This window comes from Glaciimonas sp. GNP009 (genome assembly GCF_054343755.1).
Genome location: NZ_JBTGUV010000004.1, coordinates 3,930,976 through 3,945,374 on the forward strand (window position 1 = coordinate 3,930,976; position 14,399 = coordinate 3,945,374).

The window sequence follows — 14,399 nt, forward strand, 5'->3', positions numbered from 1 at the left end:
GTTGCGTTGTTGCGTCGGTCAGGTTATGGCTGTTTCGCTGGCTGCGGGGAAGCAGACTTGGAGTCAGCTTTTGAATCAACCTTTGCATCCGTCGAGCCTGTCGTCTGCGCCGGTTTACCACCGCTGGAAGCATCGGCACTGGCACTGGCACTAGCTGACGCTGCTGCTGAAGCATCTTGACCAGCTTGACGGCGGTGGCCATGTTTCTGACCATTGGTCGGGCTTGCTGCATCGCCAATTGCGCCACCTGCACCGCGCTTGACCGGTTCTACTTTTGCACCTTCACGCAGCTTATCGACGCCGTCTACCACCACGATTTCGCCCGCTGTTATTCCCTTGGCGATAGAAGTATTTTGACCTTCTACTGGGCCAACGGTCACTGGACGGATAGTAACCGTCTTGTCGGGTTTGACGACATACACAAAGTTGCCGCTGCTTCCGCGCTGGATGGCTGCGCTTGGAACGACGGTCGCACCGGATAAAGTATCAAGCAACATCCGCACATTAATGAACTGACTCGGAAACAACGCGTAGTCGGTGTTAGGGAAAACCGCTCTTAATTTGACAGTGCCGGTTGTGGCATCGACCTGATTGTCGATGGTGACAAATTGACCGGTGGCCAATTTATTGGCCTGCGAGCGATCCCACGCTTCCGCGGGCAATGTTTTGCCAGCCTGAATTTGCTTCATGACACTAGGAATATTGTCTTCCGGAATGCTAAAAATGGCGGTAATCGGTTGCAATTGCGTAATGATTACCACACCATTGGTATCCGAAGCGTGCACGACATTACCCAAATCAACCTGCCGCAAACCAAGTCGACCGCTAATCGGCGCAGTCACGCGCGAATAGAGAAGTTGTAGCCGTGCATTGTCTAACGTGCCCTGATCTGCTTGAACTGTACCGGCGTATTGTTTGACGAGTGCGGCCTGGGTATCGACTAACTGGCTAGCGATGGAATCTTGCGCCAATAAAGTCTGATAGCGCTTCAGATCAATTTGTGCAGCCTTTAGTAATGCGTTGTCATGACCAAGTTGGCCTTCCGCTTGGGTAACCAGAACCTGATAAGGACGTGGATCGAGTTCTGCTAATAAAGCACCAGCTTTGACAGTTTGGCCTTCTTTAAAATGTAACTTCATTAATTGCCCGTCGACGCGGCTTTTGACCGTTGCGGTGGCTTCGGGTGTGACGCTACCAAGGCCAGATAGATAAATATGCACATCGGCGATAGTAGCGCTGGCCACACCAACCGGCATAACGCTGTTTGGGCCGCCTGCCATGCCACGGCGACCTTTACCACCGCTCTGCATTGTTGCGCTTTGACCGTCCGCTTGCTGTGTATTGCGGCCCCAGAAGAAGTATGCCGCACCCCCTAATACAATGATCAACAATAGCCACCACCAACGACGGAATGACCCGACAGGTTTATTTTCCGTAGAATTTGGTTGCTCTGATGTCATAGAATTTTGATTATTCGGTGGTGGGGTTGTGTTCATCGCGGGCCGGAAGTCAGTCAATTGTGGATAAGTTGAAGCAGTGTAACGAGTAAATTTTACCAGCGTAATAATTCAGGCAAAGTATTACAAAGAACGTAAAAGAGGATTTCAGCAAATCGCAGTATTGCCAATCATACTGTGTTTATTGTCAACTTTTGATAAGTGCATTATTCGCGTATCTGAGAAAAATTTACCGAAAGTAGCTTTGTTAACAGATATCGTTAAACAAAATAAGGTAATTATATTTATGCCAACTTAACTTTTTTGAAGATCAACCATGTACCAAAAGCCTCAGGCAGGATTACGCGAGGCTTCTGATAGTGGTCGACATACGTTAAATGGAAATTTCTACTAAGCCGTCATCTCTAATAAATATCGTTATTAAGGTAAAAATTTTAGAAAGATAAGCTAAGTCGTGGCTACCGGTTATTGATCCGTTTTACTTTCCTGCTTGCTCGCCCCAATGACCACGAGGGCCACCATGGCCACGGTGATGATGGCTAAAATGTTTATCCAGGACTTTTTGTTGTTCTGGCGTCAACACTGCATAGAACTGTTTCAACGCGGCGGCACGTTCGCCCATGCGTGTTTCCATTTTTTTCATCATGTCGATACGATGATCCATACGCTCAGGCGCTGTTTGTTTGGCCCATTCTTCTTCACTTGGACGGTGCATTGGCATACCTGAAGGGTTTGGCTTCATTTGACCAATGTAGGTTTTCCAGGCACCTTCTTGTGCGGGAGTAATTTTTAGCTCATCGTGCAATTTGGCTTGTCGTTTAGCCATACGCGCTTCAAATTTTGCGCGTTGTTCAGGCGTTGGAGGTTGATGCATTTGCGCAGCTTCCGCTTTTTCAACGGCAGGTACACCACCGGTGGTATTTTGGGCGTGGGCACTCATCCCCATGGCGCCAAAGCCAATAGCGGTGATGCCGATCAAAAGTTGTTTGCGAAACTTAAACATGATGAATCCTTTCAGGGAGAGTTGTCTTGAGCAGGTAATCTGCACAGAACTCATTAAACCGCATCTGTGTATCAACTATCTTTCGCCTTGCTATTGGTTTGTAACCCCGTGTGTTACGTAAGCCCAACTTTGTATCGCAATGTATCCAGACGCCATTTGGATATGCAAATATACAAAATTAGTTTCGCCATTGCCTGAATCAATTGCCATAATCGAGTCCATGGATACTACTGCTCACATATTGGTGGTCGATGACGATCGCGAAATTCGCACTTTACTGGCTGAATATTTGGACGCCAACGGTTTGCGCACATTAACGGCGAACAACGGTGCCGAAATGCGTCGGGTAATGGAGGAGGCGCGGGTTGATCTGATCGTGCTCGATCTTACTTTGCCGGGCGAAGATGGATTGACGCTTTGCCGGACGCTGCGTGCGCATCCTACGCATTTTGGGATCCCAGTTATTATGTTAACTGCGCGAGGCGAGCCGCTTGACCGGATTCTCGGTCTGGAAATGGGGGCTGACGATTATTTGTCCAAGCCGTTCGAGCCGCGCGAATTGTTTGCGCGTATCCGCAGTGTATTACGTCGAACACAAGCGCTGCCGCCCAATATGGCAACGCCGGAAGCGCAGCAAATTCAGTTTGCCGGTTTGACGCTCGATCTGATCGCCCGCCATTTGGTCAATCGGGAGGGCGTCGTTGTCGCGCTATCGGGAGCGGAGTACCGGATACTGAAGGTTTTCCTCGATCATCCGAATCGTATTCTGAACCGTGATCAATTGCTGGAGCTGACGCAAGGTCGTGAGGCTGATCCCTTTGACCGTTCGGTGGATATTCAAATTAGTCGTTTACGACAAAAGCTGGGCGACGACGCCCGCACGCCAAGTATCATTAAAACGGTGCGTAACGAAGGCTATGTTCTGGCAACGTCGGTTTCGGTCGAGTCGTGAATTCGTGAAGAATTTTTTTGACTCAGTTGCTAATCGGGTATTCCTCATTTTACTTGCCGGGGTGTTAGTCGCCGCTGGCGCTACCAGTTGGCTGGCGGATAACGAACGCCGTAACGCATTCCGTGAGTTGTATGATTTCCGAATCGCCGAACGGGTGGAACAGATCGTGCTGTCGTTGGACGACGTCAGCCCCGACATGCGCGAGACGGTATTGCAGGCTAGTGAAAATTTTGGGCTGGAAGCCAGTCTGGCGAACGATACCGAAAACGTCGCTCCAGACAATGCCTCCCTTGCTGCGTTATTAAGAACCAGGCTGGGTACAAACCGCCAAATCGTCGTATCCAAACAGATTGGGTGTAATTGGCGGCCTGGTAGATTAGCTGGTCTGGGCGGCCCCGGTGGTCCGGCTGAACGTGGTAGACCAAGGGTTGACGAATGTCAGGTGGTGTATGTTAGCTTGAAAGATGGCGCTTTACTTAAACTGAAGTTGCGTATGATGCGAGACCCTGGCGGTCTGCGCGGACGTCCGCCCGGCTTGCCTGCTTTCTCGCCATATTTCGCTTTATTTTTGCTCTTAATTGGATTACTCGCGTACGTGGTCGCAAAAATGACCGCGCGTCCGATTAAGAGACTTGCGGCGGCGGCGTCCGCGCTTGGTCGCGATATTGACCGTCCTCCCTTGAAAGCGGTAGGGCCGACGGAAATCCGCCAGGCGGCAAATGCATTCAACGCGATGCAGGCCAGAATCAAACGGCAAATTCAGCATCGTACCCACATGCTGGCGGCGATCACGCATGATTTGCAAACGCCATTAACCCGATTGCGGTTGCGATTCGAAAAAGTGAATGATCTCGATTTGCGCCATAAATTGATCGAGGATTTGGCAGTAATGCAAGGCATGGTGCGCGAAGGTTTGGATTTGGCGCGCAGCATGGATTCGGCAGAAGCGATGCAATTGCTCGACATCGACTCGCTGCTTGATAGCGTCTGCGCGGATGCAGCCGATGCTGGTCAGGACGTGACGCTGAAAGGCCTGACGCGGGCGTCGATTATGGCCCAGCCCAATGCTTTACGCCGCTGTCTCACCAATTTGGTCGACAACGCCGTCAAATATGGTCGCTATGCCCGTTTGCAAATAAGTCGCGAAGGTGCAGGAGATCTCACTCAGATCGTGATAACGGTACGCGATGGCGGTGCGGGAATTCCGGAGGATCAACTGGCCGCAGTATTCGAACCGTTTTTCCGGCTTGAAACATCGCGTTCACGGGATACCGGGGGGACGGGTTTGGGATTGACGATTGCGCGTAATATCGCTGAGAATCACCGAGCAGGATTGACGTTGAGAAATCATCCGGAGGGTGGGTTGGAGGTTACTTTGCGATTGCCGGGAAATGGGTAGATGGTTTGGGAGGCTTCCTTTCCTGGCCGGTTAGGTTTCCTTAATTTGATGTATCAAATGCGGTCGTTGTTATCGAATAATTTCATTGAGCAGCATGTATTGGATAACGACGATCTACAAATTACGATCTACAAATCAACGTCACACTCCAAAAAAAAGCCTACCTCCATTTCCAGAAGCAGGCCTTCAGCTACACATTAATTAACCCACATCAATAAGGCACATAATCCGGCGGCGTATTGTATCCACGTTGCTGCGGAGCATAATAATCAGGCGGTGGTGCAGGGGCATAGCGAGGGCGGCGATTGTCGTCATAGCCCGCCGGCACTGGTACGCGATTGCCCTTTGCATACATACACTGGGTGTACACATTGTTATATTGGCGTTGGATACCAGCACCGCTACGATCAGCATTGTTGCTTGCTGCTGAACTACCGACCAGCAATCCACCACCTGCGCCGATTGCTGCGCCCGCGCCAGCACGGCCGCTTGCTGCACCGATCAAAGCACCGACTGTCGCACCAATTAACGTACCTGCAACGGCTGTTCCGGTAGCATTATCTGCTGTAGCCTGCCCTGCACCTGGCCCCACCCGGTCCTGCGCATAGCGATGGCAATCGTTATCATCGTTCCGGAACTGGTCATAACTTTTGCCAGCGCCCGGCATGGCCATCACGTTCGGCCCAGTCGGCACACCCACGCATCCACCCAGCATTAATACGGCTGCAGCAGCGATGATTTTTTTAGGCTTGTTCAGAAATGGTTTGTTCACAGTGCCACCACCTTTTGTTTATCTTGGTTGAGAGTTGTCGGGAACTACCTTTAGCCAGCCTTTAGGACAACGTCCAATTTCTGGGTAGTAGCCTGAAGGGTTGGAGCAGTAATACCGAAAATCTTGTCCGTTAGAGACATTATCGTTGCGCTCAATATATGTTTGTTGCTGCGGTTCGATATATATCGGCTGTGGCGCATAATAAACGGGCGGCGGCGCGTAGTAGACCGGCGGAGGACCATAATAATAAGGGTCGCCGATACTAATTCCAACACTCGGCCCGTAAAATCCCCCGTGACCGTAATAACCGCCATGACCCCATGCATAACTAGCGCTGCTCGCGGCTAATAAGCTTAATGCCGTTAATGCCAATAAAATGAATTTTTTCATGATGTCTCTCACCATTTGTTAGTACTTAATGATAATTCTGCATTAGAACTATTACCAAGCTAAGTTACTTTCGGTTGCAAATCCTGTGGTACAGGGTCTAAATTGATACAATTCGAGGCGTGCCGATGTGCAAAATTTAAACGCGCATAATGCCCACTCCGATGACATTGAATAGAGGGAGAATCAGGATCGTTCTTCACCAGCTTTTTCCATTGTTCCTATTGAATCCGGTGGAATTATATATGCACCTATAATAATCGGCATTTTTGTAAAGTAATAATCATCTCTAAACGCGATTAGATACTGAGATTAAATCGACGTAAGTCGGTAAGGAGTTTTCTCTGAGTATTCGATTCAAGCGCTGGTTGCGGCTTAAAATGATCAAGTAGATAAAAAGTTATAAATTGAATAAGGATAATCAACGCATGACTTATCACGCCTCGAATAAACGTTATGAACAGATGCAGTACAGATTTTGTGGTCGCAGCGGTTTAAAGCTGCCGCTATTGTCAATGGGCTTGTGGCACAACTTCGGCGACACAACCACATTGGCGCGTCAACGCGAGTTGGTGCATACCGCTTTTGATCACGGTATTACCCATTTCGATTTGGCAAATAATTACGGGCCGCCATATGGCAGTGCAGAAATTAACTTCGGTCGCATACTTAAGGAAGATTTAAAGCCTTATAGAGACGAGCTGGTTATTTCAACCAAAGCTGGTTGGGATATGTGGCCCGGTCCATACGGACAGGGCGGCGGCTCGCGCAAATATGTGCTGGCAAGTCTTGATCAAAGTTTGCAGCGGCTGGGACTGGACTATGTCGATATATTTTATTCGCACCGCTTTGATCCCGAAACGCCACTCGAAGAAACCATGGGCGCGTTAGCGACGGCCGTGCAACAGGGTAAAGCGCTGTATGTCGGCGTATCGTCATATTCTCCCGAAAAGACCCGGGAAGCTGCTGCTTTATTGCGTGAGTGGAAAGTACCGTGCCTGATTCATCAGCCTTCCTACAACATGTTCAATCGATGGATTGAGAAAGGATTGCTCGATGCGCTGGAAGCGGAGGGCATGGGTTGCATCACTTTCACAGCGTTGGCGCAAGGACTGCTAACGGATAAATACCTGAATGGTATTCCAGACAATGCGCGGATCAATCAAGCTGGTGGCGGATCGTTACAACAAGCCCATCTCAGCCCCGAAAATCTGGCCCGTGTCAGAGCGCTCAACGAGATCGCATTGGCGCGTGGTCAAAGTCTGGCACAGATGGCATTGGCTTGGGTGCTACGCGATCCACGCGTGACGACCACATTAATCGGGGCCAGTAGTCCAGCTCAGATTGTGGAAAATGTCGCCGCGTTGCAACGCCTGGATTTCACCGCTGAAGAGTTGACGGCGATTGACGGGTTGGCGCAGGAAGGCGGCATTAATTTGTGGGCTAAATCTTCACAAGGTTAAGCAGATTGTTTTGAGTGGAGATATTAAAGTCAAAAGGCCTGCGATGATGCAGGCCTTTGTATTACAGCGTACCGTTTAATGTAGCTATTATCGGAATGCTGCCGCCTGAAATTGTCCACCTGTCGCCTGATTTAATAGTGGGATAGGAATGGAGACCGGAGTTTGTTTACGGCGCTCAGAACTTGGCGCCACATTAAACACCTCACGATAGGTTTTACTAAAGTGACATGCCGACTGGAAACCACATGCCATGGTAATACTCAAAATCGACATATCCGTCTGACGTAACAACTCACGCGCTTTGCGCAAACGCAACGTTAAATAATAGTGTGTTGGCGACATTCCCATATGCTCTTTAAACATGCGCTGTAATTGCCGCGGCGAAGAATTGGACAGCTGCGCCAGGTCTTCGAGCGATAACGGTTCTTCTATATTTGCCTCCATCAACGACACGACCTCAACCATCGCAGGCCTTGCCGAATTCATCCGGACTGTTAATGGCACGCGCTGCTGGTCTTTATCATCACGTACATGTTCGAGAATAAATTGATCGGCAATGGCTGCGATAGTCGTTTTTCCCACCTGGCGAGAAATCAGATTGAGCATCATGTCCAGTGGCGCTATACCGCCAGTACAGGTTAAGCGATCCCGATCAATCACGAAAAGATCGCGTGAAAACGAGACGGACGGAAATGCGCGGCGTAATGCCGACATGTTTTCCCAGTGGGTCGCGCAGGTGTAACCATCCAGCAAGCCCGCTTTGGCTAAAGCAAAGGTGCCGGTACACAAACTACCCATCGCCACTTCTTGGTCCGCAAAATGCTGCATGAGTGACAATGACTCCGCATTGATTGCGGATTCTATATCTGTGCCGCCACAAACAAAGACAACGTCGGGGATGTCGTTTGGATCAGGCGGGGAGGAATCAATAGATAATCCATTGCTGGCGCATACCAAGCCACCTTCCGGGCTAACAACAGTCCAGCGATAGAGTGTTTTACCCTCTAGATAATTGGCCATTCTTAATACTTCGATGGCATTTGAAAATGCAATCATCGTAAAGTTATTAAGTGGAAGAAAAGCAAAATGCGAGAAAGATGAAATTTCACTTTTAGACATGACCCACTCCGTTGGCAACCATCAGCGACGGACAATGTACCGTCGAATTACTTAAAAAAACAAATGCTTTCGATTGTGCGCTGCAATAACCATGCCATTCGCGAACATGTAGCAATTGTTAAATTTTCGCAAATTCCATCTGACTTATTGGCATGCCTCGGAACGGTATTAGCGCATATCTCCGCCAATCCATTCATCACTTCATAGCGCTGGACGACAAATCAAATTCGGCGTGAGGTCAATCAACTGAGGCCTTGAGCGGCGTATTGCAATTGTTAATAAATCCATCCAAAACACATTGTTGTTTTTTTGTGTGTCGTCGATTTCCCGCGCCCGATTTCGTGCAGCGAGCGCGGTTTTGGCGCTATCGCCTGTGCTGTTTTGGTGAATAACAAAATTGGTGTAACGCAGCACCCATACAAAATTTTTTTGTGGCGAATCCGGATAAATTGCAATTAACACAACTATTCTCTTTTACGCTTTGGGATCCATGCAGGCGAATAATTCGCTAAGTTTATTATGCGCCGGCGTTGAAAAAGATATTTTTCCCATTTTAAGCATTTTGGCTTTGCCGAGATCTCCATGGACTTGGCAAAAAGTGACAGCGTTGTCGTAATTTGAAAGGTTCCCGTCCGCTTTAGGAAATAGCACGGCTAGGCTTAGGACAAGATGTGGTCAACAGAGAGAGTTGGAATAAGCCAGCTTCGAGACGTTATCTCTTCGTGCATTTTAGTTGCTGTCACTACCGGACCCGAGCCCATGACTTCTACAAACGCGTTTTTTTCCCAGTCACTATCCGAGCGCGATGCGCCGGTGATGAAAGCTATTTCGCTTGAACTAGAGCGTCAGCAAGATCAGATCGAAATGATTGCGTCGGAAAACATCGTGTCGCGTGCCGTACTAGAGGCGCAAGGTTCGGTATTAACCAACAAATATGCCGAGGGTTACCCCGGCAAACGCTATTACGGCGGCTGTGAGTTCGTCGATCAGATTGAAGTACTGGCGCTGGAAAGGGTGAAGCAATTGTTCGGCGCCAGCTATGCCAACGTTCAGCCGCATTCCGGCGCGCAAGCGAACGGCGCAGTGATGCTGGCGTTAGTGAAGCCGGGCGATACGGTGCTCGGTATGTCGTTGGATGCAGGTGGACATTTAACCCACGGTGCACGTCCGGCCATGTCGGGAAAGTGGTTTAACGCGGTCCAGTATGGCGTGCGTCCCGACACTATGTTAATTGATTACGATCAGGTCGAAGCGCTAGCTAAAGAGCACCAGCCACGTCTGATCATCGCTGGCTATTCGGCCTATCCACGCCAGCTCGACTTTGCGCGTTTCCGCGCCATTGCTGACAGTGTCGGCGCGTTATTGATGGTGGACATGGCCCATATCGCTGGTTTGGTTGCCACTGGTCATCATCCAAATCCAATTGAACATGCGCACGTCGTGACCTCAACCACTCACAAAACGCTGCGTGGTCCGCGTGGTGGCTTCATTCTTACCAACCATGAAGATATCGCCAAAAAAATTAATTCGGCGGTGTTTCCCGGCTTGCAAGGTGGCCCCTTAATGCACGTTATTGCCGGTAAGGCCGTGGCATTTGGTGAGGCGCTGCAACCAGAATTTAAGCAGTACATCAGCAACGTGGTTGCCAATGCCAGCGCATTGGGCGAAGTTCTGAAAAAGGGTGGCGTCGATCTGGTCACTGGCGGTACTGAAAATCATTTATTGCTAGTCGATTTGCGTCCTAAAGGATTGAAGGGCACCGACGTTGAGCATGCGCTGGAACGGGCCGGTATTACCTGCAACAAGAACGGCATTCCGTTCGATACCGAGAAGCCCACCATCACATCCGGTATCCGGCTGGGTACGCCAGCAGGCACGGCTCGTGGCTTTGGTATCGAAGAGTTCCGCACTATCGGTGGTCTGATCGTCGAAGTATTGGATGGTTTAGCCCGCAAGCCAGAAGGCTGTGCCGAGACTGAGCAAAGTGTTCGTGCACGCGTGCTGACGATGTGTAAACGCTTTCCCATTTATTGAATTGTCATAACGGCTAAACGTAGGTTTAGCTTTCAATAAGATTGAAATTCAGATTGAAACTAACTATTTTCCGATTATTTCCGGTCACCAACGGAGCACACTATGAACCAATTACACCAACAAAGTCTGGTCATTGATGGCCTGAATATTTCCAAGTGGGAACGACCGGTTTTTGAGGATATGAAAAAAGGCGGACTCAGCGCGGTTAACTGCACCGTCTCGGTATGGGAAAATTTTCAGGGCACAGTCGGCAATATTGTCGACATGAAAAATCTGATTCGTGATAACGCCGATTTGCTCACGTTGGTGCGCGGTGTCGACGACATCAAGCGCGCCAAGAAGGAAGGCCGCACTGGCGTGATTCTCGGTTTTCAGAATGCCCATGCTTTTGAAGATAATCTGGGCTACATCGAAGTGTTTGCCGAGTTGGGTGTGCGTGTAGTGCAACTTTGCTACAACACGCAGAACATGGTCGGTACTGGTTGCTATGAACGCGATGGTGGTTTGTCAGGCTTTGGCCGCGAAGTGATCGCCGAAATGAATCGGGTCGGCATCATGGTCGATCTTTCTCATGTCGGTGGTAACACCTCTACTGAATCGATTCTGGCTTCCAGTAAACCGGTGTGCTATTCCCACTGTCTGCCATCTGGCTTGAAAGAACATCCCCGCAACAAGAGCGATGAGCAACTGAAATTTATAGCCGATCATAACGGCTTTATCGGCGTGACCATGTTTCCGCCTTTCCTTAAGCGTGGCAGCAACGCCAACGTGGACGATTACGTCGAGGCATTTGACTATGTGATTAATCTTGTGGGCGATGATTGCGTCGGCATTGGCACTGACTTTACGCAAGGATATGGCAAGCCTTTCTTTGAGTGGTTGACGCATGACAAAGGGCGCCACCGTCGCCTGACTGATTTTGGCACTGTCACCAATCCTGAAGGTTTTCGCACCATTGGCGACTTTCCCAACCTGACTGTTGCGATGGAACGCGCAGGGTGGAAAGAAAGCCGGATTCGTAAGGTCTTGGGCGAAAACTGGATGCGTGTTTTTGGTGAAGTCTGGGTCGGCTAGCCGTAGTTAAGTCACTCCCAAAAACATGATCCGATTGAATCGATAACGACCAGAGAAAGCCAAAGATGAAACCTCAATTACCGATAGAAGTCGATGCAGAAACCGGCGTGTGGACGACCGATAACTTGCCGATGCTATACGTGCCGCGCCATTTTTTCACAAATAATCACACCGCCGTTGAAGCCGCGTTGGGTCGCGATAAGTATGCGCAGATTCTTTATGACGCAGGTCATAAGTCAGCGTATTTCTGGTGTGAAAAAGAAGCAAAACAGCATGGCATGAGTGGACTTGAAGTGTATCAACATTACCTCAATCGCCTGTCACAACGCGGTTGGGGGTTGTTTAGTTTCTCTGAAGTTAATGCAGCTGAAGCGACGGCAAAAATCAAGTTGCTCAACTCATCATTTGTTCTCCAGCAGCCTGATGCAGAAGGCAAACTTTGCTACATGTTTGCAGGCTGGTTCTCCGGCGCGATGGATTGGGTATCGGACACTACCGGTCAAAAAATAAAAGCAACCTGTATTGAAACCCAATGTGCTGGTGAGGGTCATGCGCATTGCGAGTTTACGGTCACGCCATTGTTGGCTTAAATAATATCGGCAGCAAAAATTGTTGTGCTGGCTCATTGGTCCTTTAGGAGTTTGAACATTCATCATGCGTTACCCACATCTCTTTTCGCCGCTGACTTTAAACAAGGTGACGCTGCGCAATCGCGTAGTCAGCACCGCACATGCCGAAGTCTATGCGGATGCTGGCGGCTTGCCGGGTGAGCGCTATATTCGCTATTACGAAGAAAAAGCCAAAGGTGGTTTGGGTCTGGCGATTTGTGGCGGCTCCAGCGTGGTGTCGATTGACAGCCCGCAAGGTTGGTGGAAGTCGGTCAACCTGACGACCGATAAAGTCATTGAGCCGTTGGCGCGATTGACTGAAGCGATGCATCGTCACGGTGCCAAGATTATGATTCAAGCGACACACATGGGGCGCCGTAGCTCGTGGCACGGCGAAAGTTGGCCGCATTTGCTGACGCCCTCTGGCATCCGTGAGCCGGTGCATCGTGGTAACGCTAAAATTATCGAGATTGAGGAGATACGTCGCGTCATCGCCGATTTCGCGGCCGCCGCCAGACGCGTCAAGGCCGCAGGCATGGACGGCATTGAAATTTCGGCCGCCCATCAACAATTGATCGATCAATTCTGGAGTCCACGCGTGAATGTACGCACGGATGAATACGGCGGCAGCCTCGAAAATCGGATGCGTTTTGGCGTCGAAGTGCTGACTGCCGTACGTGAAGCGGTTGGGCCGGATTTTTGCGTCGGCATGCGGATGTGCGGTGATGAATTCCATGAAGACGGTATTGATCACGACACCGCCAAACGCATCGCCAAGGCAATGTCAGAAACCGGTTTAATCGACTTTCTTAGCGTGGTGGGTTCCGGTGCGGATACGCACAATACATTAGTTAATTGCATGCCGCCGATGGCATTGCCGCCGGAGCCTTTTGTGCATTTGGCAGCTGGAATTAAAACAGTATCAAAAGTGCCGGTCATGCATGCCCAAAGTATTCGCGATGCCGGTCAGGCTGAACGTATTCTGGCGGCTGGTATGGTTGATTTGGTCGGTATGACGCGTGGTCAAATTGCCGATCCGCACATGGTAATCAAGATCCGCGATGGCCGTGAAGATGAGATTAAACAATGCGTCGGTGCTAATTATTGCATTGACCGCCAATATAACGGTCTCGACGTTTTGTGTATTCAGAACGCGGCAACATCGCGTGAAGAAACCATGCCGCATATTATCGCTAAAAGCCGTGGTCCAAAGCGTAAAGTAGTTGTAGTAGGCGCTGGTCCGGCAGGATTAGAAGCCGCGCGGGTGGCACGTGAACGTGGTCATGACGTTGTGCTGTTTGAGCGGTGTGATGCCGTTGGTGGTCAGATCAATCTGGCCGCAAAAGCACCACAGCGTGAACAAATGGCTGGCATTGTGCGCTGGTTCGATATGGAAACCAAGCGACTGGGCGTTGATCGCCGACTTGGCGTGGATGCCGACCAAGCCATGATATTGGCAGAACAACCGGATATCGTCGTTTTAGCGACGGGCGGCAGCAATTTCACCGGACAGGTTCCTGCATGGGGCGTGGCAGACGGATTAGCGGTCAGTTCATGGGATATTTTGAGTGGACGCGTCGCTCCGGGCAAGAACGTGCTGGTGTATGACGGAATCAGTACACACGCAGGATTCGGGGTGGCCGATTTTCTGGCGAGTCGTGGCAGCCAGGTTGAAATCGTCACGCCCGATGTCAAGATTGCGGACGATACCGGTGGTACGACATTTCCTATTTTTTATCGCCGCTTATATGCGCAAGGCATTATCCCTACGCCTAATTATTGGCTGGATCGTGTCTATGCCGAAGGTGATAAAAAGGTCGCTGTCTTACGGAATGAATACACCGAAATGCAGGAAGAGCGCGTCGTCGATCAGGTCGTCATCGAAAACGGCATCATGCCTAACGATCATTTGTATTGGTCGCTCAAGCCACAATCGGCAAACCACGGTCAGACCGATATCAAGAAACTGTATGCAGCCGAGCCGCAGCCAGCGCTATCTGAGCCGCTAGGTAACGGACGCTTTTTGCTGTTTCGGGTCGGCGACTGCATTTCGATGCATAACATCCATGCAGCGATCTATGATTCGCTGCGCTTGTGTAAAGATTTCTGAGCATGGATTCGTCAACCTTCA

Annotated in this window: 12 protein-coding genes; 7 read left to right on the top strand and 5 right to left on the bottom strand. The window is 50.0% G+C overall.

The window, feature by feature from the left end; all coding sequences use genetic code 11:
- Positions 1–23 precede the first annotated feature (23 nt).
- Together ACXX82_RS18260 and ACXX82_RS18265 are read right to left on the bottom strand one after the other, a co-directional pair.
- Positions 24–1,460: an MdtA/MuxA family multidrug efflux RND transporter periplasmic adaptor subunit gene (locus ACXX82_RS18260; RefSeq protein ID WP_458563436.1), complete on the bottom strand. Its 1,437-nt coding sequence runs from the start codon at positions 1,458–1,460 to the stop codon at positions 24–26.
- A 475-nt stretch (positions 1,461–1,935) separates the two neighbouring features.
- Positions 1,936–2,460 (bottom strand): Spy/CpxP family protein refolding chaperone, encoded by a 525-nt coding sequence (locus ACXX82_RS18265; protein WP_322237139.1) that lies wholly within the window; start codon positions 2,458–2,460, stop codon positions 1,936–1,938.
- A 220-nt stretch (positions 2,461–2,680) separates the two neighbouring features.
- Here ACXX82_RS18265 and ACXX82_RS18270 point away from each other — a divergent pair, with 220 nt between their 5' ends.
- Both ACXX82_RS18270 and ACXX82_RS18275 read left to right on the top strand, forming a co-directional pair.
- A complete protein-coding gene (locus ACXX82_RS18270; protein ID WP_322237141.1) occupies positions 2,681–3,412 on the top strand; it encodes a response regulator in 732 nt (243 codons plus the stop codon).
- 4 nt (positions 3,413–3,416) lie between these two features.
- Positions 3,417–4,811, top strand: coding sequence for an ATP-binding protein (locus tag ACXX82_RS18275; protein ID WP_322237143.1), 1,395 nt, complete (start codon positions 3,417–3,419; stop codon positions 4,809–4,811).
- A 211-nt stretch (positions 4,812–5,022) separates the two neighbouring features.
- On the opposite strand, the gene ACXX82_RS18280 is transcribed toward ACXX82_RS18275, so the two are convergent.
- Together ACXX82_RS18280 and ACXX82_RS18285 are read right to left on the bottom strand one after the other, a co-directional pair.
- Positions 5,023–5,583 (bottom strand): glycine zipper family protein, encoded by a 561-nt coding sequence (locus ACXX82_RS18280; RefSeq protein ID WP_322237145.1) that lies wholly within the window; start codon positions 5,581–5,583, stop codon positions 5,023–5,025.
- 18 nt (positions 5,584–5,601) lie between these two features.
- Positions 5,602–5,973 carry a hypothetical protein gene (locus ACXX82_RS18285; RefSeq protein WP_322237147.1) on the bottom strand — a complete coding sequence of 124 codons (372 nt, stop codon included), beginning with the start codon at positions 5,971–5,973 and terminating at the stop codon, positions 5,602–5,604.
- A gap of 425 nt (positions 5,974–6,398) precedes the next feature.
- On the opposite strand from ACXX82_RS18285, the gene mgrA reads away from it, so the two are divergent.
- Complete coding sequence (mgrA, locus tag ACXX82_RS18290) at positions 6,399–7,433, top strand: L-glyceraldehyde 3-phosphate reductase (RefSeq protein WP_322237149.1); 1,035 nt, start codon at positions 6,399–6,401, stop codon at positions 7,431–7,433.
- An 87-nt stretch (positions 7,434–7,520) separates the two neighbouring features.
- On the opposite strand, the gene ACXX82_RS18295 is transcribed toward mgrA, so the two are convergent.
- Complete coding sequence (locus ACXX82_RS18295; RefSeq protein ID WP_322237151.1) at positions 7,521–8,552, bottom strand: GlxA family transcriptional regulator; 1,032 nt, start codon at positions 8,550–8,552, stop codon at positions 7,521–7,523.
- Between the two features lie 759 nt (positions 8,553–9,311).
- Between ACXX82_RS18295 and ACXX82_RS18300 the strand changes: the two genes are divergently transcribed.
- The 4 genes from ACXX82_RS18300 to ACXX82_RS18315 all read left to right on the top strand — a co-directional run bounded on the left by ACXX82_RS18300 (position 9,312) and on the right by ACXX82_RS18315 (position 14,378).
- The gene (locus tag ACXX82_RS18300; RefSeq protein WP_322237153.1) at positions 9,312–10,586 is read left to right on the top strand and encodes a serine hydroxymethyltransferase; all 1,275 of its coding nucleotides are present in this window, start codon (positions 9,312–9,314) and stop codon (positions 10,584–10,586) included.
- A gap of 102 nt (positions 10,587–10,688) precedes the next feature.
- Positions 10,689–11,660 (top strand): dipeptidase, encoded by a 972-nt coding sequence (locus ACXX82_RS18305; RefSeq protein ID WP_458563437.1) that lies wholly within the window; start codon positions 10,689–10,691, stop codon positions 11,658–11,660.
- A 65-nt stretch (positions 11,661–11,725) separates the two neighbouring features.
- A complete protein-coding gene (locus tag ACXX82_RS18310; protein ID WP_458563438.1) occupies positions 11,726–12,250 on the top strand; it encodes a DUF5943 domain-containing protein in 525 nt (174 codons plus the stop codon).
- 64 nt (positions 12,251–12,314) lie between these two features.
- Positions 12,315–14,378, top strand: coding sequence for an oxidoreductase (locus ACXX82_RS18315; RefSeq protein ID WP_458563439.1), 2,064 nt, complete (start codon positions 12,315–12,317; stop codon positions 14,376–14,378).
- Positions 14,379–14,399: the final 21 nt, after the last annotated feature.

Bases quoted from the DNA above. Each gene is read 5' to 3' on its own strand.
- ACXX82_RS18260 (WP_458563436.1), bottom strand. From the start codon at position 1,460: ATGACATCAGAGCAACCAAATTCTACGGAAAATAAACCTGTCGGGTCA.
- ACXX82_RS18265 (WP_322237139.1), bottom strand. From the start codon at position 2,460: ATGTTTAAGTTTCGCAAACAACTTTTGATCGGCATCACCGCTATTGGC.
- ACXX82_RS18270 (WP_322237141.1), top strand. From the start codon at position 2,681: ATGGATACTACTGCTCACATATTGGTGGTCGATGACGATCGCGAAATT.
- ACXX82_RS18285 (WP_322237147.1), bottom strand. From the start codon at position 5,973: ATGAAAAAATTCATTTTATTGGCATTAACGGCATTAAGCTTATTAGCC.
- mgrA (WP_322237149.1), top strand. From the start codon at position 6,399: ATGACTTATCACGCCTCGAATAAACGTTATGAACAGATGCAGTACAGA.
- ACXX82_RS18295 (WP_322237151.1), bottom strand. From the start codon at position 8,552: ATGTCTAAAAGTGAAATTTCATCTTTCTCGCATTTTGCTTTTCTTCCA.
- ACXX82_RS18300 (WP_322237153.1), top strand. From the start codon at position 9,312: ATGACTTCTACAAACGCGTTTTTTTCCCAGTCACTATCCGAGCGCGAT.
- ACXX82_RS18305 (WP_458563437.1), top strand. From the start codon at position 10,689: ATGAACCAATTACACCAACAAAGTCTGGTCATTGATGGCCTGAATATT.
- ACXX82_RS18310 (WP_458563438.1), top strand. From the start codon at position 11,726: ATGAAACCTCAATTACCGATAGAAGTCGATGCAGAAACCGGCGTGTGG.
- ACXX82_RS18315 (WP_458563439.1), top strand. From the start codon at position 12,315: ATGCGTTACCCACATCTCTTTTCGCCGCTGACTTTAAACAAGGTGACG.